This window comes from Halomicrobium sp. HM KBTZ05 (genome assembly GCF_041530035.1).
Lineage (GTDB): Archaea > Halobacteriota > Halobacteria > Halobacteriales > Haloarculaceae > Halomicrobium.
Genome location: NZ_CP168057.1, coordinates 2,828,131 through 2,851,626, shown reverse-complemented (window position 1 = coordinate 2,851,626; position 23,496 = coordinate 2,828,131). Strand labels below are relative to the sequence as shown.

General features: G+C 61.7%; 21 protein-coding genes and 1 pseudogene. 16 read left to right on the top strand and 6 right to left on the bottom strand.

Translation table 11 applies throughout. The annotated features are described in order from the left end of the window. Positions 1–142 precede the first annotated feature (142 nt). The gene (locus tag ACAH01_RS14835) at positions 143–379 is read left to right on the top strand and encodes a hypothetical protein (protein ID WP_372479711.1); all 237 of its coding nucleotides are present in this window, start codon (positions 143–145) and stop codon (positions 377–379) included. On the opposite strand, the gene ACAH01_RS14830 is transcribed toward ACAH01_RS14835, so the two are convergent. Together ACAH01_RS14830 and htpX are read right to left on the bottom strand one after the other, a co-directional pair. After that, a complete protein-coding gene (locus ACAH01_RS14830; protein WP_372479710.1) occupies positions 376–1,299 on the bottom strand; it encodes a HEAT repeat domain-containing protein in 924 nt (307 codons plus the stop codon). The genes ACAH01_RS14835 and ACAH01_RS14830 overlap by 4 nt on opposite strands. A 440-nt stretch (positions 1,300–1,739) precedes the next feature. Continuing rightward, entirely contained in the window at positions 1,740–2,618 is an 879-nt protein-coding gene (gene htpX / locus ACAH01_RS14825; protein WP_372479709.1) for a zinc metalloprotease HtpX, read from the bottom strand. Between the two features lie 147 nt (positions 2,619–2,765). Between htpX and ACAH01_RS14820 the strand changes: the two genes are divergently transcribed. The 6 genes from ACAH01_RS14820 (at position 2,766) to ACAH01_RS14795 (ending at position 8,943) form a co-directional block, all read left to right on the top strand. Further along, the gene (locus tag ACAH01_RS14820) at positions 2,766–3,272 is read left to right on the top strand and encodes a TspO/MBR family protein (protein WP_372479708.1); all 507 of its coding nucleotides are present in this window, start codon (positions 2,766–2,768) and stop codon (positions 3,270–3,272) included. A 60-nt stretch (positions 3,273–3,332) separates the two neighbouring features. After that, positions 3,333–4,448 (top strand): 60S ribosomal export protein NMD3, encoded by a 1,116-nt coding sequence (locus tag ACAH01_RS14815; protein ID WP_372479707.1) that lies wholly within the window; start codon positions 3,333–3,335, stop codon positions 4,446–4,448. Positions 4,449–4,533: 85 nt separating this feature from the next. Further along, positions 4,534–5,694 carry a PQQ-binding-like beta-propeller repeat protein gene (locus tag ACAH01_RS14810; protein WP_372479706.1) on the top strand — a complete coding sequence of 387 codons (1,161 nt, stop codon included), beginning with the start codon at positions 4,534–4,536 and terminating at the stop codon, positions 5,692–5,694. 84 nt (positions 5,695–5,778) lie between these two features. Then, positions 5,779–6,864 (top strand): class I SAM-dependent methyltransferase family protein, encoded by a 1,086-nt coding sequence (locus ACAH01_RS14805; protein WP_372479705.1) that lies wholly within the window; start codon positions 5,779–5,781, stop codon positions 6,862–6,864. A 100-nt stretch (positions 6,865–6,964) separates the two neighbouring features. After that, positions 6,965–7,846, top strand: a complete 882-nt coding sequence (locus tag ACAH01_RS14800) for a hypothetical protein (RefSeq protein WP_372479704.1) — start codon at positions 6,965–6,967, stop codon at positions 7,844–7,846. Between the two features lie 206 nt (positions 7,847–8,052). After that, complete coding sequence (locus tag ACAH01_RS14795; RefSeq protein ID WP_372479702.1) at positions 8,053–8,943, top strand: hypothetical protein; 891 nt, start codon at positions 8,053–8,055, stop codon at positions 8,941–8,943. An 8-nt stretch (positions 8,944–8,951) separates the two neighbouring features. Here the strand turns inward: ACAH01_RS14795 and ACAH01_RS14790 are convergent, their stop codons facing one another. Continuing rightward, entirely contained in the window at positions 8,952–10,706 is a 1,755-nt protein-coding gene (locus tag ACAH01_RS14790; protein WP_170093375.1) for an ATP-dependent DNA helicase, read from the bottom strand. Between the two features lie 96 nt (positions 10,707–10,802). On the opposite strand from ACAH01_RS14790, the gene ACAH01_RS14785 reads away from it, so the two are divergent. After that, on the top strand, positions 10,803–12,044 hold the full coding sequence (locus ACAH01_RS14785) for a type IV pilin N-terminal domain-containing protein (RefSeq protein ID WP_372479701.1): 1,242 nt from the start codon (positions 10,803–10,805) through the stop codon (positions 12,042–12,044). Between the two features lie 19 nt (positions 12,045–12,063). Here ACAH01_RS14785 and ACAH01_RS14780 read toward each other — a convergent pair whose 3' ends face one another. Beyond that, positions 12,064–12,264, bottom strand: a complete 201-nt coding sequence (locus tag ACAH01_RS14780) for a hypothetical protein (protein WP_170093377.1) — start codon at positions 12,262–12,264, stop codon at positions 12,064–12,066. 101 nt (positions 12,265–12,365) lie between these two features. Between ACAH01_RS14780 and ACAH01_RS14775 the strand changes: the two are divergent. The 6 genes and pseudogenes from ACAH01_RS14775 to ACAH01_RS14750 all read left to right on the top strand — a co-directional run. Further along, positions 12,366–12,512, top strand: a pseudogene (locus tag ACAH01_RS14775) (4-demethylwyosine synthase TYW1); the annotation flags it as partial. A gap of 30 nt (positions 12,513–12,542) precedes the next feature. Beyond that, the gene (locus ACAH01_RS14770) at positions 12,543–13,889 is read left to right on the top strand and encodes a tyrosine-type recombinase/integrase (protein ID WP_372479700.1); all 1,347 of its coding nucleotides are present in this window, start codon (positions 12,543–12,545) and stop codon (positions 13,887–13,889) included. A gap of 1,192 nt (positions 13,890–15,081) precedes the next feature. After that, the gene (locus ACAH01_RS14765; protein WP_372479699.1) at positions 15,082–17,673 is read left to right on the top strand and encodes a phage/plasmid primase, P4 family; all 2,592 of its coding nucleotides are present in this window, start codon (positions 15,082–15,084) and stop codon (positions 17,671–17,673) included. 386 nt (positions 17,674–18,059) lie between these two features. Beyond that, positions 18,060–18,401: a hypothetical protein gene (locus ACAH01_RS14760; protein WP_372479698.1), complete on the top strand. Its 342-nt coding sequence runs from the start codon at positions 18,060–18,062 to the stop codon at positions 18,399–18,401. Further along, positions 18,401–18,769 (top strand): hypothetical protein, encoded by a 369-nt coding sequence (locus ACAH01_RS14755; RefSeq protein WP_372479697.1) that lies wholly within the window; start codon positions 18,401–18,403, stop codon positions 18,767–18,769. The genes ACAH01_RS14760 and ACAH01_RS14755 overlap by 1 nt, the downstream gene beginning before the upstream one ends. Positions 18,770–18,918: 149 nt before the next feature. Then, complete coding sequence (locus ACAH01_RS14750; RefSeq protein ID WP_372479696.1) at positions 18,919–19,599, top strand: HGGxSTG domain-containing protein; 681 nt, start codon at positions 18,919–18,921, stop codon at positions 19,597–19,599. Positions 19,600–19,639: 40 nt separating this feature from the next. On the opposite strand, the gene ACAH01_RS14745 is transcribed toward ACAH01_RS14750, so the two are convergent. Beyond that, positions 19,640–20,458, bottom strand: a complete 819-nt coding sequence (locus ACAH01_RS14745; protein WP_372479695.1) for a hypothetical protein — start codon at positions 20,456–20,458, stop codon at positions 19,640–19,642. 117 nt (positions 20,459–20,575) lie between these two features. Here ACAH01_RS14745 and ACAH01_RS14740 point away from each other — a divergent pair, with 117 nt between their 5' ends. Continuing rightward, positions 20,576–20,734 (top strand): YccF domain-containing protein, encoded by a 159-nt coding sequence (locus ACAH01_RS14740; RefSeq protein ID WP_372479694.1) that lies wholly within the window; start codon positions 20,576–20,578, stop codon positions 20,732–20,734. 71 nt (positions 20,735–20,805) lie between these two features. Beyond that, positions 20,806–21,783, top strand: a complete 978-nt coding sequence (twy1, locus tag ACAH01_RS14735; RefSeq protein ID WP_372479693.1) for a 4-demethylwyosine synthase TYW1 — start codon at positions 20,806–20,808, stop codon at positions 21,781–21,783. A gap of 198 nt (positions 21,784–21,981) precedes the next feature. Here the strand turns inward: twy1 and ACAH01_RS14730 are convergent, their stop codons facing one another. Further along, on the bottom strand, positions 21,982–23,226 hold the full coding sequence (locus ACAH01_RS14730; RefSeq protein ID WP_372479691.1) for a hypothetical protein: 1,245 nt from the start codon (positions 23,224–23,226) through the stop codon (positions 21,982–21,984). Positions 23,227–23,496 lie beyond the last annotated feature (270 nt).

Sequence of the window (23,496 nt, the reverse complement as noted above, 5' to 3'; positions counted from 1 at the left end):
CCGTCAGGACCCTCGCCGCTACGGTCGTGAGGCGGTGACCTGACAGTAGCAGCGGTTTGTCGGTCCGCTTTTCTTTGACGCCCGTGATCCGATGCCAGTGGACAGAGCAAGACTCTTGTCTACTCGCCGGTAGTACACTCCCATGGCGCGTTTCGAGGCCTTCTGGCGGACCATGTGTGCGTACCGGTCGTACATCTGGCTCGCCGTCATGGTCCACATCTTCTTGCTCTTGCTCGCGATCTTCGGACTGGTGGTCGGACAGCCGGGAACGGCGTCGTACACCCTCTCGGTCGTCAACGTCGGCCTGCTGACGGTGTCTGGTGGGACTGCCTTCCTCGTGTTCTACACGTGTACTCGCCGCGAGGTAGAAGAGTACTAGGCGTCGGCCTGTTCCTCGATGAACGTCGCCGTCTCGCTGGCCAGTTCGCGCAGGTCCTCGTCACGCTGCTCGTCCGCAGCGATGTCGCGAAGCGGCTCGATCGCGGCTGGCGGTGCGAGAAAGCCCAGCGCGGCGACTGCCGTACTGACCGTGGGCGTGTCCTGGTGACCCAGCAGTTCGACGAGGGGATCGACGGCACCGTCGACGAGCGTCGGATCGTGTTCGGCGACCGACGCGACGATGTTCGCGACCGTCGTCAACACCCCCACGGCGTCGCTCTCGCTGTCGAGGACGCCGACCAGCGTCGGGATGTGGTCGGCGACGGCCGCCGGTTCGATCGACGCCAGCTCGGCGATCATGTTGGCCGTGACGACCCGCGTCGCCCACTGGCGTTTGGTCTCGTCTTCCGAGATGTTCTGGTAGAACTCCGCTCGCTCCTGGCTCGGCGTTTCGCCGGCCCGTCCCTCGGTGAAATCCACCGCCGGGTCTTCCATCGTCCGATCGACCAGTTGCTGGAGGTGGGGACGGTAGGCCCGCGGCATCGTCGTGATCGACTCGCGCACGAACTGGACGGCCGCCAGCTGTAGAATCGGCGGATCCTGATCGAGCAGGTCGACGATCGGTCCGACCGCGTCCTCGACGGCCTCGGGCGCTTCGTCGACGAGCGAGGCCAGCGCCAGCGCGCTGTGGAGCTTCACGTTCGTCCGCTCGTGTTCGAGGTTGGCGATCAACTGCGGGGCGTGTTCGATCACTGTCGCGGGGTCGTCGTCCGCGACGGCGGCGGCGACCCGCACGGCGTGAGTACGAACGAGGTTCGTCTCGTGTTCGAGTCCGGACCGGAGCACGTCCGCCGAGACCTCGTCGGCCGACACTGACTCGATGTCGTGTGTCAGGACACCGTGGCTAAGCGAATCACTCATCGTCCATCGAAGGACGCCGACGCCAATAATGGTGGCGATGGGGACCGTCACCAGTCTCGTCCACACCGGCGTTCGTCACGGGAGGACGGTCCGTACGGCGACACGGACGCCCCCGCCACGTCGCACCACGATGGTCCGAGAGGAGTGGCACTTTGCGTATGGCTTCGCATTTGTGACTGTCTCCGAACAGTAGCGCATCAGTTGACGTTCGACCGGCCTGCCTGTGACATACCGAAGTGCAGGCGGGCTATCCGTGGTGAAAGTAGGGGAATAGCGTTCGGTGTCCGTGACCTCGCTTCGAGAGCACGTCAGTTTCTCTTTGTCTATCGAGAACTTCGCAGCGACCTCGAAGACGAATCTGCTCACCGCTTTCGGATTTCGGTGGGTACTCTGACCAGTTCCCGACTATTCAAATACCGACAGTTATGTAGAACTGATAGTTACCGCTGTTCCAGCTCGCGCTCCAGATCCTGGAGGCGATCGATCCGCTGTTCCGTCGAGGGGTGCGTGCTGAACAGTTTCCCGACGAAGCCGGACTTGATCGGGATGATGAAGAAGGCGTTCATCTCGGCCTGATCGCGCATGTCCTCTTTGGGGACCTTGTCCATCCGGCCGTCGATCTTCATCAGCGCCGTCGCGAGCGCCGAGGGGTTGCCGGTGATCGACGCGCCGCCGCGATCGGCGGCGTACTCCCGATAGCGGCTCAGCGCACGGATGAGGAGGAACGAGACGATCCACACCACGAGCGAGACGAGGATCGCGACCAGCACCGGCGCGCCGCCGTTGCCCCCGCGGTCTCGCCCGCCCGAGAACAGCCAGCCCCACCGGACGACGAGGAAGGCGATCGTCGAGAGGAACGAGGCGATGGTCATCACCATCACGTCGCGGTTCTTGATGTGGGCCAGCTCGTGGGCCAGGACGCCCTCCAGTTCCTCCTGGTCCAGCGTCTCCATGATCCCGGTCGTCACGCAGACGGCCGAACTCTTCTTCGAGCGGCCGGTCGCGAAGGCGTTGGGGACCCGAGAGTCGGCGACGGCGACCGTCGGCTTCGGGAGGTCGGCCTGCTGGGCGAGGCGCTCGATCGAGCGGTGGAGCTCCGGGTACTCGTCGGGTTCGACCTCGCGGGCACCCATCGAGTACAGCGCCAGTTTGTCGCTGAAGAAGAACTGTCCGAGCAGGAACACGCCCATCCCCAGGATCGCGATACCGAAGAAGCGAGTCTGGGTCATCACCGCGATGAAGACGATGTACAGCGCGAACAGCAGGAACATCGTCAGGATCATGCGAGCGCGGAGACCCCAGTCTGTTTGCCACTCCATACCCGTGCTACGGGGCTGACGAGTAAAAGGGTTGTTCGACGGACTGCGAATGGATTTCGCCGCTTTCTCCCGGTTTCTGGCACGCAACGACACCGACGGAGCCGATTCGACCACAACTGGTTTGTTCCTGTTGGCTGTATTATCTGTATGTCACTCGCCGACGCTGCTCCCGATCGGTCCGATCGTCGCGATCTCCTCTGGGCACTGGCGGCCGTCGTCCTCGTCAACGTCGTCGGCGGCGTCCCGGCCGTCCTCGGTGGCCCGGACTCGGCGTGGTTCGAGGGGCTGGTCGAGCCAGCGATCTATCCGCCGGGCTGGGCCTTCGGCGTCGTCTGGACGCTGCTCTTTACCCTGCTGGGCGTCGCGGTCTATCTGGTCGCCAGCGAGGGACTGTACGAGCGTCGCGTCCGGGTCGCGCTGGGGCTGTTTGCCCTCCAGTTCGCGTTCAACGTCGCCTGGACGCCGGTCTTTTTCACGCTCCAGCGACCGCTGGCCGCGCTCGGGGTGATCGTCGCGCTGGCGGTCCTGATCGTCCCGACGACGTGGGCCTTCGATCGGGTCGACCGCCGGGCGGCGGCACTGTTGGTTCCCTATCTCGTCTGGGTCCTGTTCGCGGCCCTGCTGAACTATCGGTTCTGGGTCCTGAACGCCTGAAGATCGGCTCCCGACTCCGGAACGCACGACTTAACCGCGACAGCCACCAACGGCGTCGCAATGAGTCGATCCGGAGCTTTCTGCCCGCGCTGTGGCGACGAGATACCGGACCACGAGCGCGAGCGCCCGAGCGTCGCGGGCCAGCACGACCCCGACAGCGTGCTCTGTGACGCCTGCTACTTCGAGGAGTTCGATCTCGTCGACGCGCCGGACCGCATCGAGGTCCGGGTCTGTGCCCAGTGTGGTGCCGTCCACCGGGGCAACCGCTGGGTCGACGTGGGTGCCGAGGACTACACCGACATCGCCGTCGACGAGGTCAGCGAGGCCCTGGGTGTCCACGTCGACGCCCAGTCGGTCGCCTGGCAGGTCGCGCCCGAACAGGTCGACAAGAACACGATCCGGATGCACGCGGAGTTCTCCGGGGTCATCCGGGAGACGCCGGTCACCGAGGAGGTGGTCGTCCCGGTCAAGATCAGCCGCCAGACCTGCACGCGCTGTGGCAAGATCGCGGGCGGTTCGTACGCCTCGACGGTGCAGGTGCGGGCAGACGAGCGCACGCCGACCGGCGACGAGGCCGACCGCGCCAAGGAGATCGCCCACGAGGTCGTCGACGAGATGGAGGCCACGGGCGACCGGGACGCCTTCGTCACCGAAATTTCCGAGCCCGAAGCGGGCGTCAACATCAAGGTCTCGACCAACAAGATCGGGATGAAAGTCGCCCGCCAGATCACGACCGAGCTGGGCGGGACGTTCACCGACAACGAGACGCTGGTCACAGAAGACACGGACGGCAACGAGGTGTATCGGGTCACGTACGCGATCCGACTGCCGCGCTATCGCCCCGGCGAGGTGATCGATCCGGAGGACGGCGACGGTCCGGTGCTGGTCCGCTCGGTACAGGGCAACCTCAAGGGGACGCGCCTCGCGACGGGCGACTCCTTCGAAGCGTCCTTCGAGGACGAGAACGCCCCCGACGCCCGCCGCCTGGGGACCGACGCCGATGCCGAACGGACCACCCTCGTCGCCGTCGAGGACGAGCGTGCGGTCCAGGTGCTCGACCCCGAGACCTACGAGTCGAAGACGATCCCCCGGCCCGACTACCTCGACACCGACGCCGACGAGGTGCTGGTCCTCAAACACCGCGAGGGGCTGCACGTGCTGCCCGACGAGCGCTGACGAGAGACTTCGGGACACGTGCCCGCCGCGTGTTGTCGTCCAGACAGAAGATACTTACCGGCAGACGTTGGCCCCGTTCGCACGGATGCAACGCCGTCAGTTCCTCGCTGCGACCGGCCTGACGCTTCTCGGTGGCACCACCGGCTGCGTGGGCCAGCTCTCCAGTCCGCTCGCGCCGACGAGTGACGAACCGATCGCCGTCGACGAGACGTGGAATCAGCCCGGTGGCGGGCCGGGCCACGCGTACGCCGCCAGCGGCAGCGGTCCGGGCGCGGCCATCGAGTCGCGGTGGCGGTTCTCGGACGGTGACAGTCACCTCGAACCGATGGCTATCGCAGACGACACGGTGTTCGTGGCCAGCGGTAGCACCGTCGTCGCGCTCGACGCGAGCCGCGGGACGGAGCGCTGGCGCGCGGCGGTCGACTCGAACGACGACTTGCTCGCCGTGGGTCCGGACCACCTCTTCCTTTCGGACGGCTGGATCGAACGGGAGCCGGAGACGGCCAGCGTGACGCCGTATCCCGAATCGTCGCCCCACCAGGACCGATTCGTCCTCCTGGAGGACCTGTTCGTCTACCTCACCGACGACGCGGTCGTCGCAGGACGGCCCGGAGCCGACGAGGCGCGCTGGCGGCGACCGCTCGACAGGCCCCACTCGCTGTGTGGCGTCGCCGACCAGATGGTCGTGGTCGCCACGGAGACGGGACTCGCCGGTCTGTCACTGAGCGACGGCAGCCAGCAGTGGCTGCGTGAAGACCTCTGGTCGGAGGTGAGTTTCGTCGATGTGGCCGGGGCAGACGAGCGCGTCTACGCGACGACGTGGACGCGCGACGCGACCGTCTTCGCCCTCGACGCGGCGAGCGGCGAGACGGCCTGGACGTACGAACCACCGACACAGGTGTGGCTCACGGCCGATTCGGACCACGTCGTTCTCGGTGGGCTTCCGGACGTCGAACCGATGAACCGCGTCGACGTCCTCGACGCGGCCGGCGACCGCCAGTGGGTCGTGCCCACCGACAGCAACGACACGACGGTCCACGTGCCGGTCCTCGCCGACGGCGTCGTCTACGCCGCCCACGTCGCCGACTGTTTCGCCTACGACCTGGCCAGCGGTGAGGAACTGTGGTCACTCTCGCCAGACGGCCTCTTGCCGAGTGACCTCTATCCGCTCGGTCAGCCCCTCGTCGCCGGTGACGGCCTCTTCCTCGAACAGGACGGGGCCGTGTACGGGTTCGGCCCCGCTTGAGGTTTGCCGTGGCCGGTACGACCGGCTGACGGCCGACCGGTCGACACGAAACGGGTTTCCGTCCCGGCCGCCTGTCGTCCCACGATGAGCGCAGACGATCGACTGGCCGTCGTCGTCGCCCGCGACCGCACCCAGACGGTCATCGACCGGCTCCGGGAACTGGACGCCTACGACGACGACCGGACGGTCCAGCCGTGGGACGACGACAGCGTCGCCGTCCCGGTGACCAGCGTCCCCGCCGATCTCGCCGTTCGAGACGTGGTCAAGCAGGTCGGCGAGCCGAGGCTCCGAGACCTGGACGACTACCTCCGGGACCGTGGGTGGACCGACGCGGAGATCGATCTGGCACCCGCGTCCTGGGCCGTCGTCGGCAGCGTCGTCCTCGTGGACGTCGGGGACGCGCCACGGCCCGAGGAGGTCGGTGAGGCACTCTTACAGCTCCACGGCGAGGCCGACACCGTCCTCGCGCGGGGACCGATCACCGGCGAACACCGCGAGCCCGCGGTCGAGGTCGTCGCCGGCACCGGCGACACCGAGACCGTCCACCGCGAGCACGGGACCGCCTACGCGCTGGACCTTGCCGAGGTGATGTTCTCGCCGGGCAACAAGGCCGAGCGGAGCCACATGGGCGAGGTCGTCCGCGAGGCCCACGAGGGACGGAGCGAGTCGGGAGCCTCGACGAGCGCGAGCGGTGCAATCGAAAGCGGCGAGCGCGAGCGGGTACTCGACATGTTCGCCGGCATCGGCTACTTCACGCTCCCGATGGCCCGCGCCGGGGCGACGGTCACTGCCGTCGAGCGCAACCCCGCTTCCTTCCGGTACCTGATCGAGAACGTCCAGCTCAACGAGGTCGCCGACCGGGTCCAGCCCTACCGGGCCGACTGCCGGGACGTGACTCCCGACCTCGCCGCCGACCCGGTCGACCGGATCGTGATGGGCTACTACGAGGCCCACGAGTATCTCGACGCCGCACTGCCGGCGCTGGCTCCCGGCGGCGTCGTCCACATGCACGAGGCGACGCCCGACGGGCTGGTCTTCGAGCGCCCAATCGAGCGGATCGAGGCCGCGGCCGCCGACGCGGGCCGGGGCGTCGAGATCCTCGACACCCGCCGAGTCAAGAGCTACAGCGAGGGCGTCGCACACGTCGTCGTCGACGCCCGGATCGAGTGATCGTGTCGGCGTCCGCTCGGGATTGCGAACCGCTCCCAGCGGTGACAGCCGCCCGTCCGGGTCCGGAACCTATTCGGCGCTGGTCTCGGATCGGGTACGTATGCGCCGCCGTTCGTTCCTCGCGACCATGACGACTCTCGCCCTCCCGCTGGCCGGTTGTGTGCGTCCGGACTACGGCTCGCTGACGATGGCGTCGATGGCGTCCGACGCGGCGATCGCTCGACGCCACGCCGAAGACCTCGACGCTCTCCCGCCGGACTCCCGTGCCCTCGTCAGAGACGCCATCGACGGCGAGACGCCGACCAGAGCAGACACCGGTCCGCCGTTCGACGCCGACCGGCCGTTCGAAGACGACGGTGCGTTCTACGACATCGGGTACGAGGTCGTCGAGCGCCGTTCCGCTACCCAGTACGATCTCCAGATCGACTACGATCCGGTCGCGGAACCGTCGTCGGTCGTCGCGTACGCCGACCTCCCGGCCGTCGACAGGCGCGCCCTCTCTCGGCTCTTGCCGCCCCCGGCAGAGCCTCCGACCGGCAGGGGCTTCGACGTAGACGTTGCCGACACGTACCTCGACGACACTGAGAGCGTCCTCGTCCCGGAACCGGAGTACGAGGCGGTCTCCTACGACGGCACCGCCTACCGGGTCGGCGTCGGCGGGAGCCGGGAGATCGAAGTCGACCGATACCAGTACAGCGCCGATCGGATCGCCGACAGCCCGGCGGCGTTCGGCCGTCAGCTGCGCGAGCGGTACCTGTTCACCCTCAGCGGACTCCCAGAGGCCGAACGGGAGATCGTCCTGGCGGCCGCCGACGAGGGCTACTATCCCGACAGCCCGAACCGGGCGTTCCGGTCGCTGACCGAACGACTTGGCTCACACGAGCCGGTCCGCTCGACGGCCGACACCGGCCACTGGCTGGTCCGGTACGACGGGCGGATATACTGGGCGGAACTGTCGACGCCGGGGGAGACGATGCCGTAGCGCCTCGAAACGACTATCCGTTCTCACTGGCAAGGCGTGGGTATGGATCGACAGCAAATCCTCGCGATCGTCCTCGTCTTGCTCATGGTGGGCTCTTCGGCCGCCTACGCACTCTCGATGTTCTGATCGGCCGGCCGCTCAGTCGCCGCGGCTACTGTCGATGGCGTATCACAAACTATTCACCACACCCTGCGGTGCTCCGACGTATGCGCCGCCGAACATTCCTCGCGACCGCAGCGACCGCCGTTGCCCTCCCCCTCGCAGGCTGTGGCCACCCCTACGACGGTTCGCTCTCGATGAGCGAACTGACGAGCGACAGCGCCATCGCCGAGCGATACGCCGGCGAGACGGAGAACCTCTCCTCGGATCGCCTGGCGCTCGTCGACGCCGCCGTCGCCGGTGACGCACCGACACGGGAGGGCCGGTATCCCTACGAACGTGATCGTCCGATCGAACACGAGGGCGCGTACTACCGGATCACTCACGAGGTCGTCGACAGCCGTACCGAGACCCGGTACACGATCGACGTCGACTACGACCCCGAGACGACCCCGTCGTCGGTGATCGCCTACGAGGACCTGCCCGAGGCCGACAAGCGGGCGCTGGGCGAGTTGATCCCGCCGGAAGAAGATCACCCCGACAACGACGGGTTCGACATCGGTCGCTCACCCCGGTACGAAGACGTCTCCGAGAGCGTCCTGGCCTCCGATCCCGCGTACGAGGGGATCTCTCACGAGGGGTCGACCTACCGCGTCAGAGTGGCCGAGGGCGGCGAGGTGACGATCGAGACCTACGAGTACAGCGCCGAGCAGGTCGCCGAGAGCGCTGCCGATCTGGGCGCACAGCTCCGCGAGCAGTACCTGTTTTCCCTCTCGGGGCTCTCCGAAGCAGAACGCGAGATCGTCGCCGAGGCGATCGATGGGAGCTACTTCCCCGACGGCGGCGAGGTGCCCGACGCGTTCCGGTCACTGGCCGATCGCTTCCGCGACCGAGCGGGTATCGACACCACCGAACACGGCGGGACGTGGCTGGCTCGCTACGAGGGAACCATCTACTGGACGGACCTACAGTACCCGCCGGAGACGGACTCCGAGTAGGACTCGTCTCACTCCGTCTCCCACACGTCGGCCATCGGACTCGTTCCCGAGGAGCGCCGTCGGGACCGCGAACGGGACCGTCCGCTACTGGTCCTGTCGCCAGTCGAATCACCGGAGCTGCCGCCACCGAGCGCGCTCGCGGGATCGAACGCGGGCAGGTCCGGCGGTGCCATCCGATCGACTTGCTCGGCGAACCAGTCGGGCATGTCGACGCGAGCCCGCTCGAACAGGTCCAGCAGCGACGAGTCCGCGAGATAGGTCGCGCCGTGGTCGTCCGGCGCACGGACGACGCGGCCACAGGCCTGAATGACCGTCCGCAGCGCCGTGCGGTAGTACCAGCCCCACTGGCCGTCCTCCAGGCGCTGTGCGACCCGCGAGTCGCGGGTGTTGGGATACGGTGCCTTGCAGATCACCTGCCAGCGACAGAGATCGCCCTCCAGGTCCAGCGCCTCTTCCATCTTCACCGAGAGGAACACGTCGGGGTCGTCGCTGCGCTTCCAGGCGGTGAGTTGCCCGTCGCGGTCCTCGCTGTCGTGGCTCCGCAGGCGCGATCCGACGCCGAAGTCGACGAGCAGCGATTCGAGTTGCTCGGCGATCGCGTAGGAGTGACAGTGGATCAGCCCCTTCTCGTCGGGGTGGTGTTGCATCGCCCGGACGACGATCCGGGCGATCTTGGGCAGGGTCTCCTCGCGGTGTTCGTAGGTCATCTTTCCCTGGGTCACGTCGTACAGCGGCCGGTGTTCGACGGGGAAGGTGTGGCCCACGTCCACGAGCGCGACGTTGTCCGGGTCGAGCCCGACGTTGGCACAGAACGCCTCCTTGTTGAGGATCGTCGCCGACAGCAGAGCGTGGCGCTGGCCGCGATCCCAGACCGTATGCTTGAGGTACTTTTCCGGGTCCAGCGGTTTGATCGTCACACTCCCGCCCTCGCCCTCTGGCTGGTCGACGACCCACGTCGTCACGCTCTCGGGATCGCGGTAGTCCTCGACGAACCACGAGAGGTCCTGCCGGAGTTTGTTCAGTCGATCGCGCTCGGCGACCTCCTCGGGCGTCAGCTCCTCTTGCTGGCGCAGTTCCTGCACCCGGCGCTCGCCCACGTCGGCCAGTCGCTGCGCGTAGCCCGCGGCGTCTTCCAGATCGTCGACCGCCTGAGGCCTGGTGTCCTCCCAGACCGGCACCGTCTCGGGACCGAGCTCGATCGTCGCGTACATCTCCGCCCAGTCGCCCAGCCCGTGGGCCTCGTCGATCACGACCACGTCGCGCGGGCCGAACACGTCCGAGCCGGCCGTCTGCATGAAGTAGGCGAGCGTCATCGCCGCGACCGGCCGGTTCGAGGCGATCGCCCGGTCCGAGAAGTACGGACAGCGGTGTTTCACCTGACAGTCGAATTTCCGCTCGCGGGCACAGGGTGCCTGATCGACCGGCGTGTCGGTCTCGCCGGGGAGGATGCAGTCGTAGTTGTTCTTCCCGCGGATCACTTCGAGATCCGAGAGCAGCGGGTCCTCCGCCACGTCGTCTAACTGCGAGACCTGTGGGGTCGTGTAGTAGGCGTCGATGACCTCCTCGGCCCCGGCCTCTCCCGCCGTCCGGGCACAGCCGGCGATGGCACGCGCGAGCAGGGACTTGCCGCTCCCGGTCGGCGCACGCACCAGCACCACGTCGTTGCCGGCCGCGAAGGCGTCGCGGATGTCCGCGAGCGCCTGGCGCTGGTTCCCCCGGTATTCCGGGGCCGGAAACTCGTCGAAGATACGGGCGGGATCCACGAGGGATGGCAACCGTGCGTCGGTCGTAAAACTGCCGGTCAGCGGAGCGCCGTCGAGACGAACAAGTATTTGCCGTCCCAGAGGGTGGGCCACTGTATGGATCAGACACGCCGCGCCCTCCTCCGCGCGGTCCCGCTGAGTGTGACGGCCGGGCTCGCCGGCTGTTCGGCCCTCTCTGGCGACGACGAACCGGCGACGGAAACGGCGACCGACACCCCGACCCCCGAGCCGGTCCTCGACGGCGACTCGTCGGCCACAGAGTGGCTGTTCCCGCCGTCGGCGCTGGAACAGGACAGCTACTCCTTCGTCTCGCTGCACCCCTCGGCGATGCTCGAATACGCCGACGCGCTGCCCGAGGCCCGCGTCAGCAACCTCCAGTCCGACATCGGGCTGAGCGGCTTCGACACGATCGGCTCGCTCGACGGCCTCTACCAGTTCGGGCAGGGCGTCGCCGTCTACGACGGTCCGTTCGACCGCGACCCACTCGTCACGGAACTGACCGAAGCGGGCTTCGAGGAGATCGGCTCCACTCACGGCTTCGACCGGTACACCCCCGACGACAAGCGGCTGGTCGCCGTCGGCGAGAGCGACGTGTTGCTCGTCGACCTCCGCGGTGGCGACCTCTCCGTGACCGCCGACAGCGTCGCCGGAGCGGCCCTGGACGCGGTGACCGGCGAGGGCGACCGCTACCAGGACGTGAGCGACGACTGTGCGACGCTGCTCGACGCGCTCGGGACGGGCCACGTCCGTATCGGCCAGCCCGGGTCGACGGCACTCGACGGCGACGACGGCGTCGCACAGGGCGCTCGCTGGCGACTGGACAGCGAGACGACGGCGGTCGCCGCTGCGACCGTCTTCGAGAGCGCGGACGCGACGGACGAAGACGCCGTGGCGTCCTGGGCCGCCGCGTCGGGTCCCTTCGGTGATACCGCGCCAGCGACCGCGAGTGACGGGCGGGTCGTCTCGGCGACGGCCGACGTTCCGACCGGCGAGCTGGGGCCGTTCGAACTCTCTTCGTCGCCCGACGCGGCACCGCAGGTCGCGCTGGACTTCGACTACGACGCCGACGCGGGGACGGTCACCGTCACCCACAACGGCGGCGACAGCGTCCCGGCCACACGACTCGAACTCCGGGGCGACGGCTTCGCCGAGCGCGACAGCGCCGATCAGAGCGAGTCCGGGCTATGGGACGGCGAGACCAGCGGTGACGACGAGACGGTCGTCGCCGGTGACAGTGTCGTCGTCGGTGTCACGCCCGCGTACCGGCTGTTCGTCCTGTATTCGCCCGAATCGGGGCGCGGGACGACGCTGGGCTCCTCGACCGGACCCGAGGCCTGAGCCTGCCGCCCTGCCGTGGTTACAGCGCCGCCACGTCCTCGGCGGTCACGTCCTCGTCGGGGAGCCGGTCGATACAGTCGAAACAGAGGAAGTGCTCGGTGTCGTCGACGAGTTCCAGCGTGATGCCGCCGGTCGGCGTGTGCTCCTGGGTCCAGATGTTGGCGATGCCACCGGCGATGGTCACTTCGACGCCACAGCCGTCACAGGGCTGGGTTGCCATAGCTCCCCTTCGGCCGGCAGAGTGGAAAACGCGTCGGTGACGCCGCCTCGAACGGCTGTGGACGGAAGGATGTTTCAGGCTCCCGGTCTATCGGCTCTACAATGAGCGAATCGGACGGGCCAAAGCAGGTCGACGACCCGGACTACCACAGCGAGAATCACACTGCGGCACAGACCTGTGGCTGGACGGCGAACTCTTTACGCGGCGAGGGGAAGTGTTACAAGTACATCTTAGCCGACGCCCAAAGTAGTATAAGATAGTCCTGTGAATAGGGGTGTATGGGAAAGACCGACGACCCCGAACACAAATACCAGTTGGCACGGGACCGGATCAAGAAGGCCGGATTAGACGACGCCGATCAAGAAGCGATTTTCGAGTTCCTTGATGCAATCAACCCCGACGTTTCGACTACGTCATTCATCAATGACCGAAACGAACGGGAAACCAAGTCGTATGGAACGCTAGCGGCGTATGCACAATCCCTGAAGCGGTTTGCCGAGTTTGCCGAAAAACCGCTTGTGGAAATGCCCGACGACAGAGAAGTTAACGCACTCTTCGAGCGGCTGGAATCCGGCGACCACCCAGACGTGAAAGACGACGGCTACGGTCGGGGAACACTCACACAGTGGCAAAGTGGTGTCACCAAGTTTTATGAATACCATTCGGACCTTGGGATTGATCCCACTGAAATTGTGGTCAAAGCGCAGGAGAATACATCGGTAGACGACCGGGATATGTACACCCGCGAAGAGATCGAAGCACTCCGGGACGCAGTGAGCAATTCCCGGGACCGTTGTATCCTTGAACTACTCCTAAACACCGGCCAGCGTATCCGTGCCATTCAGACGCTCCGGGTGAAAGACGTTGATCCTGAAGAGGGCGTGTATTACCTCAATACCGACGAGGCGGGATTGAAGGGTGCCGACAAGAACGGCACCAAGCGACCGCTTCTCGGGGCACGTAGGGCCGTCTATGATTGGCTGAAAGACCACCCGACCGGAGATCGGGAGGACTACCTGATTACGTGCCTTCCGTCGGCCAACCGTGGCACACACGGGGATATGCTCTCGCAAAGTAACATCCGCCGGCGACTGAAGATTATTGCCGACCGCGCGGAAGTTGAGAAGCCACCGAACCCACACAATTTCAGACACTACTTTGTGACGACCTGTAAGCGGGACTACGATATGGACGAGGCGACGATCAAGCACCTAATCGGCCACGGTCCCGGGAGTAACATCATGGAACGGACTTATCAGCACCTTAACGACGAGGACCATATCAAAGAGGCCGAAGTTGCTCAAGGAATCCGCGAAGAGGAGGATGAATCGCCTCTTACGCCGTCGGTGTGTCCAACTTGTACCGAACAGTTGCCACAGAACGCGAAAGCTTGTCCTTCTTGTGGGACCGTCTTTGCCCCGAACGCGAAGGCCGCAAAAGACCAGATGCAAGGGGACTTACAGAATGAGGCTTTCGAGGCCGATCCAGAAGATACGGAAATGAGAGACGCAGTCCAGTCTACAGACGAGCTACTGGACGATCCCGACGTGATGGATAAACTCATGCAGAATGACGAGGTGATGGACAAGGTGGCCGACAAGGTGGCTGATAAGTTGGACGAATAAAAACAGGCTATTGGATCTTTGCGTATAGCAAAGGATATGGATAGATTAGACAGGTTCCTTTTTGATTTAGGACAATATACTTATTAACCATGACCTCGTAGTAACATACATCGACGGATTATACTAAGGAGTCAAACGACACAATGGGAAAATCGGCCTAATCAGATTCACGCTATTTGAATAAATGACAACCCCCCCTGCGGTTGTCATTTCAACTATAGGCCAACCCATTGTGTAAGCCCACCCCGCTGGAGGGGCGGATTGAGGGGTGAGACGCCTCCAATATCCAGCACGCCTACCACTGTGGTAGTCTCGTCTAATTGCGGCAAAGCGTGACAAGTTCAAGGCGTATCTTTGGGAAGCTACCTCCCACCGCTACATTCGGGTGACCAAGCTCCCTAGTGGCGAGAATATCAGAAACTGACTGTTGGATTGACGCCTTTGGTGGAACCTCTAGCAGTTGGTGGAACGGGTTTCATGCTGTTCGATAAAGGCGACTGGCCCTGCTGGATACTAAGTGATTAAGCTACAGTCATATCCAGCGGAGTATAGTTACAAAACCAATCCATCAGATTACCACAGAACCCATGAGTGATTACACTACAATTTCGGTTAGCAAAGACTTCAGAGACGCAATCTATAGCCAGAAAGATCCGGGAGAAAGTTACGAACAAGTCCTTCGACAGTACGTCCCGGCGGAATTGCTGAATACGGATAACTGAGTATTTGGAGGGTTGCATATCGTTAGACAGCAGTCGATGAGCAACAGGTGTATCGAGAGAACGCCGCCCGGTGTGTGGTTATGTAGGAGTGACCACCGTATGACGGCGCTTGATTCAACTACGCAGGAGGTCCCTGCGGTTTGGAGATTTACCTTCTAGAATAAATGGCTACTGCAAAACATCATGATAGTGGTATTGAGAAAATAGAAAACAACCGCGAAGAGCTTGAATACCTCGCGGAACACGGAAATAGCGCGGATTACATTGCCGAGATCCTGCTGGAGGTACTAGACGAATGAAGGGGTGGGAAAACGACGACGGCGAGGGGCCGTCTACTCATTCCTACGGTATCGAATCACAAAGGCGTTACGGATCACTATTTTGTGATGGCTGTTGGAATCAAGCCGCTACCTATGTTGATGGAATACCAGTCTGTGAGATCCACGCTCAGGCTTCGGGAGTGATCGGTAATGAGTAGCGTCACAAGCCCCCCAGACGAGCCTATCGGGAGGTACGATGCAATCCCCGAAGAGTTGAAGGAACGCTCGCAGTGGCTCTTGTGGGACGCTAATGCCGACAAACCACGACGACCACACTGGAACGGTGACTTCTATGGTATTAGTTGGTCGGACCCTGACGACTGGCATACCTTCGAGGAGGCTATTGAAGCCGCCAAGGAACGCGAGAGTTGGGGAATCGGCTACGTCATGGCATTGGATAATGACGACTATCCCCGCGGTCTATACGGTTGCTTAGACCTTGATGGCTGTCTGAGAGAACCACAAGAGGAGAAACCGAAAGACTGGGTCCCGTCCATCGAGAAATTCGTTAACGCTGGAGCATATATCGAGTTTAGTGCCGGCGATGACGGCCTACATATCCCTGTTGTGGGCCATGAAGCGCCGGAGTGGTGGAGTGATAGTCATTTCACTGACGATGAACATGAAGGCATAGAATACCTGACGAACAAATTCGTCACTTTCACCGGAAATCAGCTATCCGTTGCTGGCGACAGTGTGACCGAAGCCGACCCCACGCAATTCCTGTTTGACGCATATCAGGAGATCAATGGGAAAGCGCCGAAACTCTCGCCAAGTAGTGGCGGTGAAACTGCTGATTACGACGGCGACGAATGGCTCGATGAATCCGACATTCAAGAAGCATTAGACCACATTGATCCAGATTGTGGTTATCCCAAGTGGCGGGATATTGGCTTCGCTATTCACGACTTTGACAGTACCTCAAGGGGTAAGAAACTCTTCGAGGACTGGTCTAGAGGCGGGAGTAAGTACGACAGTGACGCCGGCAGATATATTGAGGCGATTTGGAATAGCGCCAGCCAAGGCGACGGAATCACTGTTGGAACACTAATCCATCATGCCAAAAAAGCCGGTTGGACCGTACCTAAGCGGTCTAACCCCCACAGTCAACAGTCGGAATCCGACCATGCAGAGACGCCGTTAGTTGATGCGATTGATAGTAGTTGGTTCGACAAGTCGGATAAGACCGTTACTGTCCACACAGTCGAAGGCTACGATAGTGACGAGTTGGTTGATGTATTCCAAAGCCCCAGTGAGATCTTTGATACCTGTGGACATGAAGTAATCAAGGCTATTGGAGAGATCGACGCCGGTGGGCAATTCTTAGAAGATAGTGGTACTGGGTGGTCAGTCGAACCCAACCAGAGAAACCCATACGCACATTTGGAGCCACTATCAACACGCGAGCGAAAGAATATCGCGTTAGACGAGTTGCCAACCGACCGTATCGCCTATCTGCCAACACGCGAGATCTGGCTACGGTGCGACGGCGGGGTTTGGAAGCCCAACGGTGATGGGTTCGTTCGACAGTGGCTAGACGAGTATCTTGGACCATACTACTCCGGTCACCTCCGGCGCGAGGTGATGGACCAGCTCCAAGCGCGAAGCCAAGTGAAAGAACAAACCTTCGGCGGTGGCCCACCCGGTCTAATCGCCGCAGAAAACGGCTTGATTGACTTAGACGCCGGTGAGATACGACGGGAAATCCAACCGTCCGACCATATCCGATGGACCTTAGCAACGGAATACGACCCCACTGCTGACTGTCCCAAGTGGAAAGAGTTTCTTGGGGAAGTGGTGGAAGGCGGTGATATTCCACTGCTCCAAGAATATATCGGCTATTGCCTACGTCATTGGGACGTAAAGCGAAAGAAGGCCTTGATGCTCTTGGGTCCGACCGATGCGGGAAAATCCGTCTTTGTGGACGTGATTGAAGCCTTATTCGGCGGGGAAGATAGCGCGGCCACGTCCAGTACATCGGTGCAATATCTCGCAAATGAACGGTGGGGTCCGGCGCGGTTGGTCAATACCGCATTGAATACCCGGTCGGACCTTGGGGAGAAATCAATTGAGAACACAGGGAAGGTGAAAGAGCTAATCGCCGGTGATAGTCTCGATGCTGAAAGAAAACGGAAGCCTGTGTTCCAATTCAAGCCCACGGCGAAGCACATTTTCGCGGCTAATCGCGCACCGAACCGAAGTGTGGACGATGAGGCATTTTGGAATCGGTGGCTGACTGTTGTGTTCCCCCAAGCGATCCCGCGAAGTGAGCAGGTTGATGACCTTGATGAACAACTCCTCGAAGAGCTACCCGGTATCTTGAATTGGGCCATAGAAGGCTACCAGCGATTAGAGGAGCAGGGGCATTTCACCAATGAACCACTCCCGTATCAGAACCGCGAGAAGTGGGAACGATATGGGAATAGCATCGAGCAGTGGCTAGACCGTTGCACCGAAGAGCAACCGGACGGATTCACGCCGAAGGAATCCATTGGTGACGACATTGGTGCGTATGACTCATACGTGGCCTATTCCAGACAGAACGGGCTAGAAGTGGAAACGGATAGCAAATTCACGTCGGAACTAAAACGACGTGACGGGGTGAGCAAAACCCGACGGCGGATTGATGGAAGCCGGATCTATGGCTACAATGGGTTTGTTCTCACCGATGACGCACCGGGTGATTCCGAACCACAAGAAGAGAACAACAGTCGGAACGCCGGAATTGATTCTTTCGAGTAGTGGTGTCCCAAGTGTCCCAACTTTCAGACGTACATCGGCATATAATGAAACACCATATTGACTCTCTAAATAGAATCAATGGGCGGTCTTAGGTTGGGACACCGGGGACAGTAGGAGACCTTCTCCGATGAATTGGAAATTACCAGAGACATGGCCGAGTGAGACGTTAGCCGCTTCGCTGTTGGTCACGTTGCTTGTGTTGCTGAATCAAGCGGATGGAACACTCGGCATTGTGATTATCGGGTTCTTGCATATTGTGGATCTCTCCACGTTGCTGACGGTCGTATGCAGGGAAGCCCGGAAGGAATCGACTTGTAACTGAATTGCGGGCGATGACCGGGAGTATCCCGCGAGCAACTTGATTAGCAGAGAGGAGATTCATAGCTATGAGTGACTTTGACAACATCGACAGTACCGACAAAGAACTACGCGCAGCAGCGGCAGAGCTGAATGAGATCCAAGAGAAGGAACGCATGGCCGAGAAGATCGTTGCCAACAGTGCCGAGTACACCGACACGGACACTGTGATTGAGGACTTCCCAACGAAAACGTCTCTGGCGACGAAACTAGATCTCGTGACGCCGGCGGGCGTGTCGACTGATACGACGGCAAATACGGATAGTGACGAGTTTGACGATATTCCGAGCGGGATTCTGACAGAGAATACCGACTCGGACGAAAGCGATGATTCAGACGGGCATGACGTGGGTAGTGGGGTGCTGAACTAATGCCTACGATTGAACGCCCCGAGGAGGACGCCGAACCCGAGCAGGTGCTTCCCGAAGGCACAGAGACGGTCATTTGGGCAGCAACAGCCGGCGATTTCCACCTTGGGAATCCGTCAGACTATCCTGAAGACTGCTTCCCCGAGGAGTTGGATCTCTCGCCCGTTCCGGCGCGGGTCGAAGGTACGACGGACCCAACGATTGCGTTTGAAGCCGGCGAGGAAATGCCGCTTCCCGTGGCTGAAGATCAATGGTCGGACTGGCATGACCGCATGATTGCACTCGATAGTGACGGGAATCGGGTTGATTCCACGGGTGGGAGTAGCCTCGATCTTGCCGCACTGGAGAAGTGGCGCGTTCGTAACGAATAGCGGGTTTGCCGATGACCCATGATTGGCGAGGTATTTCTCTCGGTCCACGTACCGGAAGCTTGTCTACTTCCGGTTTTTCGGTATCCCGGTGGCGGATTCTGGCCGGGGAAAAACGAACACAAACTGCATGAACACAGGTGATTGACCCTATGGAATACGGCGAACACGGACGGTGCGAGGCACAGGCAAAGACCACTGGCGAGCGGTGTAAGCGTGCGGCTATTGGAGAACACGGGAAGTGTGACAAACACGGGGGGAAGAGTACCGGCCCGAAGGATACAGCACACCTCGAAGGGAACGACCATGCCGAAGGGAACGACGGCGGATCACCCCCTGAAGGCAACATGAACGCGCTTCAGACGGGGCTTCATGCTGACCCGGTGAAGCTCTTTGATTGGTTGCTCGAAGCCGATAGAGACGCCGCTGTATGGATTCTAAACAAATTGTACGGATACAGTCAGGATGCACCCAAGCCAGTGTATGAGGCGACACTAACGCCTACTGACGTGGATACCTTCGAGGACGCACAGATGAATCTCACCGCCTATGGTGACGACGTGTTGCTCATGTGCATCCGGGATTACGCCCGCTGGAAAGCAACCAAGCAACAGCTACAGGACGGGATCCTGAAAGACCAAACCAAAGCCACCGACGACGGGCCGATTAGTGTCGAAGATAGCAACCCTGTGAACCTTGACCTTGACCGGATGGACAAGACCACAATTCGCCAGAAAGACAAACTGGGGCTACTTCCGTCGCCGGCCAAAGAAGAGGCTGAAGCGAAACAGGATCTCGGTACATTAGTGGCCGAGAAACTGCAAGAGGAGTGAATACTAAATCTAGAAGGATTGAGTATCCGCCTCAGTTACGTTAGAAACTCGAATACGTGACTTGAGCGACACCATACTCAGCGCTTGTCGATGTTTCCTCAACTACCACCCCGTCTTCAAGAATCTGTATAGTTAGCGTCTCTGAGCTATCATCTTGTTTCTGAGCATTTGCTGAAATAATATCTGGACTCCCATCAATGGCAAACGTCTCAGTACCAGATCCGTCAACACTTCTGCTAGAGCCTCCTTGGGCAATACTCCCTTGCCACTGTCCACTATACTCAATCCGAACCTCGAAACTGCTACTATCCGAAGAACCACTACTATCACTCTCAGTTTGAATATCGTCTTCAGACGTAACCTGTGCTAAACCGTAAGCAGCGCTGGTTGTTCGTTGGGCGATTACATCTCCATTTTCGAGGATTTGGACGGTGAGTGTGCCTGCTCCATCATCACCCTTCTGAGCGTTTGCAGAGACAATGAACGGATCTCCCGCAATATCAAACGTTCGCGTTCCTGTTCCATCGACAGACCGAGTTGAACCACCCCCTCCAATGCTCCCTGACCATTCGCCATCGTAGCTTATGCGAACCTGATAGCTTGAAGTCGCTTCAGTTGGTGTATCGGTTTCAGTAGGAGTGTCTGTCGGTGTATCTGTCTCTGTTGGCGTGTTGGTCTCTGTCGGTGTCTCAGTCGGTGTATCTGTGGGGGAATCTGTTGGAGTTGATGAGTCCGTTGGAGTGGTATCTGGATTTGTGGTTTGTGATCCACTAGATCCCGATTCGTTTGAGTCACCTGAACACCCAGCTAAGAGGGCAAACCCACCGATACTCAATGAGAGGAATGTGCGGCGGTCCATAATACATTGTTCGGACAGAACCTGATAACTATACTGGATTTTCAAATCAAAGTGATTTACTGATTTCTAGTGGAAATATCCCCTAAACCTATTGCCAGTGGATCTAGACTAGTGACTATGAGTAACAAAGTCAAGATCCTATGGTTCATATTCGTTGGGTGGTGGCTGGGACTACTGTGGTTTGGTGCCGGTGCCTTGGCCTGCTTAACGATAATCGGAATTCCAATCGGTATGCCAATGATTCAAAGAACACCGGAAATCATGTTCATGAATTAGTCCCCCCGATTCGGCGGCAAAGAGTCACCGACCACACGCCTTTTCTCCATTCGTAACAACCTATTCAGCAAATGAGCGAATCGAACGGGCCGAAACAGGTAGACGATCCCGATTACCACAGTGAGAATCACACGGCGGCACAAACCTGTGGGTGGACCAAGAATGCTCTTACAGGACGTGGCAAATGTTATAAGTACATCTTCTACGGCATCGAGTCCCACCGCTGCATCCAGATGACCCCCGTCGTCAAGTGCAACGAGCGGTGTGTCTTCTGCTGGCGCGACCACGCCGGCCACGCCTACGAACTGGGCGACGTGGAGTGGGACGATCCGTCGGCGGTCGCCGACGCCTCGCTGGAACTCCAGAAGAAACTCCTCTCGGGCTTTGGCGGCAACGAGAAGGTCCCTCGCGAGCGCTTCGAGGAGGCCATGGAGCCTCGTCACGTCGCCATCTCGCTGGACGGCGAGCCGTCGCTGTACCCGTACCTGCCCGAACTCATCGAGGAGTTCCACGACCGAGACATCACGACCTTCCTCGTCTCCAACGGCACGAACCCCGACGTGCTGGCCGAGTGTGATCCGACACAGCTGTACGTCTCCGTGGACGCGCCCGACCGCAAGACCTTCGACGACACGGTCAAGGCCGTCGAGGACGGCGCGTGGGACTCGTTGATCGACACGCTGGACGTGCTGGCCGACAAAGACGACACCCGGACCGTGATCCGGACGACGCTGGTGAAGGGCCACAACATGCACCACCCCGCCTGGTACGCCGCGATGTGCCAGCGCGCCGACGCCGACTACATCGAGATGAAGGCCTACATGCACGTCGGCCACTCCCGTGGCCGTCTGGATCGGGACTCGATGCCCAGCCACGACGAAGTTCGGGCGTTCACCGAGCGGGTCGGCCAGTTCCTCCCCGAGCACGACACCCTGAAAGAGGTCAAGGAGTCCCACGTGACGCTGCTGGCCCGCGAGGAAGAGACCTGGGTGCCGAAACTGGAGAAGGGCAGCGAGTTCTGGGAGCGGGATCCGGTGGTGAGTTACTGACGCTGTCGTTTTTCGCCCACGTTTTCGCCGAGTGAGGAACGAACGAGGCGAAAAGGTGGTCTCGGGAGCGGGATCCGGTGGTGAGTTACTGAGCTGGTGGCGTTTTTCGCCCACGTTTTCGCCGAGTGAGGACCGAACGAGGCGAAAAGGTGGTCTCTGGAGCGGGATCCGGTGGTGAGTTACTGACGCTGCGTTCGGTCAGTCCTCGCCGCCCCACTGCCACTGGGCACGCTCGGCCTTCGTTTCGAGCGCGTCGATCCTATCCGCGAAGCTGTCGCCGGCCTCGGGATGTGCGTCCGAGAGCTGCTCGGCCCGTCGGAGGCGTTCGAGCGCTCGCTCGTAGTAGTCGGCGGCGTCTGCGTGTCCCTCGCCCCGGTCGTCGCCCTGGGCTGCCAGTTCGGCGGCCGCCGTCGCGAGCGCGTCGACACAGCGATCGACCACCCAGACCAGCTGGAACCGAACCATCGCCTCGGTCACGCCCGCGGCGGCCGTCCACCCGGCGGCCGCTGCGGCCCTGTAGCGGTCGAGTGCGTCCTCCCAGGCGTCGACCCTCTCTGGGGGCGTCGCCGCATCGAGTCCGTCCCGACAGCGCTGCTCTGCGCGCTCCAGAAACGTCGTCGCGAGCTCGTCGTGGGTCTCACGGAGGGCTTCGAAGCGGTTCTCGACGTCGTCGGTCTCGCTGGCCTCGTCGAGTGACTCGCCGGCTGCGACCAGTGTCTCGAAGGCGGTTTCGTAGTCGCCGTCCTCGTGGGCGCTGCGAGCTGCTTCGAGTCGCGTCTCGACCTCGTCGGCCGTCGCCACCGCACAGAGTCGGTCCAGCTCGTCCTCGACGGGCTCGATCTGTGCCCGCATCGCCGCCGTCGGCGCGTCGTCCGCCTGGGTCGCACAGTGGTAGGCCTTCGAGAGCCGGGCGCGTGCGTGCTGTCGGTGACGGTCGACGGCGTCCGACGCCTCGATCGCCTCGCGCAGCGCGTCGAGGCCGGCCCGTGCGTCGTCGAGTGCCGTCGCCAGCTCGGACCAGCACGAGCCGACGCGGTCGACGTACGCCTCGGCGGCCGCGGCCTGTTCGGCGTCGACCGGGCGGAAGACGACGGACTCCGTCGGAGTCTGGACGGTCAGTGTCGTCCGTAGCAGTCCGTCGTCGAGCGCCGACCGGGAGACTGCACCGAGGGCGAGGGTCAGCGCCGCCGTCGTCGGCTCGTCGCCCAGCAGCGCGTACAGCCGGTGGTCTGTCACGACCAGGTACGCGCCGTGGCCGTCGTCGGGCTCGATGCTCGTCGGTTGCCCGTCGACCGTGTGTTCGATCGCGCTGGTGCTTGCCAGGACGTACTGTGCGGCTTCCTCGTCCCCGAGGAGCGATTCGAGCGGCCCGGTACCGAGCTCCGCGATCGTCGTTTCCCCCCGGACGGTCTCCCTCGAAAGTTCGCTGATTCGGTCGAGCATTGAGTGGCCCCCGCAGTACAGTCCGCTGCTGTCCGATTATAACTATCGATCCAGTAGATAAAATTCAGAATATTTCACCGACAACGATGGGGCGTCATAGAACTCTTCACAAGGTGACTATTTTTCGGCGTTGATTGACTAAATACGCTGCTCAGTAATCCTGCCTATTGAACGCTAGTTGGTGGGTGCAAAACACTTGTAGTAGATAAGAAACATCACACAGTATGGACGCTGCTGCCGCCCGGAAGAACGACATTATGCTTATGATTA

Coding starts and splice junctions, on each gene's coding strand:
- ACAH01_RS14765 (WP_372479699.1), top strand. CDS start 15,082: ATGAGTAGCGTCACAAGCCCCCCAGACGAGCCTATCGGGAGGTACGAT.
- ACAH01_RS14800 (WP_372479704.1), top strand. CDS start 6,965: ATGCGCCGCCGTTCGTTCCTCGCGACCATGACGACTCTCGCCCTCCCG.
- ACAH01_RS14770 (WP_372479700.1), top strand. CDS start 12,543: ATGGGAAAGACCGACGACCCCGAACACAAATACCAGTTGGCACGGGAC.
- ACAH01_RS14750 (WP_372479696.1), top strand. CDS start 18,919: ATGGAATACGGCGAACACGGACGGTGCGAGGCACAGGCAAAGACCACT.
- ACAH01_RS14740 (WP_372479694.1), top strand. CDS start 20,576: ATGAGTAACAAAGTCAAGATCCTATGGTTCATATTCGTTGGGTGGTGG.
- ACAH01_RS14745 (WP_372479695.1), bottom strand. CDS start 20,458: ATGGACCGCCGCACATTCCTCTCATTGAGTATCGGTGGGTTTGCCCTC.
- ACAH01_RS14785 (WP_372479701.1), top strand. CDS start 10,803: ATGGATCAGACACGCCGCGCCCTCCTCCGCGCGGTCCCGCTGAGTGTG.
- ACAH01_RS14730 (WP_372479691.1), bottom strand. CDS start 23,226: ATGCTCGACCGAATCAGCGAACTTTCGAGGGAGACCGTCCGGGGGGAA.
- ACAH01_RS14755 (WP_372479697.1), top strand. CDS start 18,401: ATGCCTACGATTGAACGCCCCGAGGAGGACGCCGAACCCGAGCAGGTG.
- twy1 (WP_372479693.1), top strand. CDS start 20,806: ATGAGCGAATCGAACGGGCCGAAACAGGTAGACGATCCCGATTACCAC.
- ACAH01_RS14805 (WP_372479705.1), top strand. CDS start 5,779: ATGAGCGCAGACGATCGACTGGCCGTCGTCGTCGCCCGCGACCGCACC.
- ACAH01_RS14810 (WP_372479706.1), top strand. CDS start 4,534: ATGCAACGCCGTCAGTTCCTCGCTGCGACCGGCCTGACGCTTCTCGGT.
- ACAH01_RS14795 (WP_372479702.1), top strand. CDS start 8,053: ATGCGCCGCCGAACATTCCTCGCGACCGCAGCGACCGCCGTTGCCCTC.
- htpX (WP_372479709.1), bottom strand. CDS start 2,618: ATGGAGTGGCAAACAGACTGGGGTCTCCGCGCTCGCATGATCCTGACG.
- ACAH01_RS14835 (WP_372479711.1), top strand. CDS start 143: ATGGCGCGTTTCGAGGCCTTCTGGCGGACCATGTGTGCGTACCGGTCG.
- ACAH01_RS14820 (WP_372479708.1), top strand. CDS start 2,766: ATGTCACTCGCCGACGCTGCTCCCGATCGGTCCGATCGTCGCGATCTC.
- ACAH01_RS14830 (WP_372479710.1), bottom strand. CDS start 1,299: ATGAGTGATTCGCTTAGCCACGGTGTCCTGACACACGACATCGAGTCA.
- ACAH01_RS14815 (WP_372479707.1), top strand. CDS start 3,333: ATGAGTCGATCCGGAGCTTTCTGCCCGCGCTGTGGCGACGAGATACCG.
- ACAH01_RS14780 (WP_170093377.1), bottom strand. CDS start 12,264: ATGGCAACCCAGCCCTGTGACGGCTGTGGCGTCGAAGTGACCATCGCC.
- ACAH01_RS14760 (WP_372479698.1), top strand. CDS start 18,060: ATGAGTGACTTTGACAACATCGACAGTACCGACAAAGAACTACGCGCA.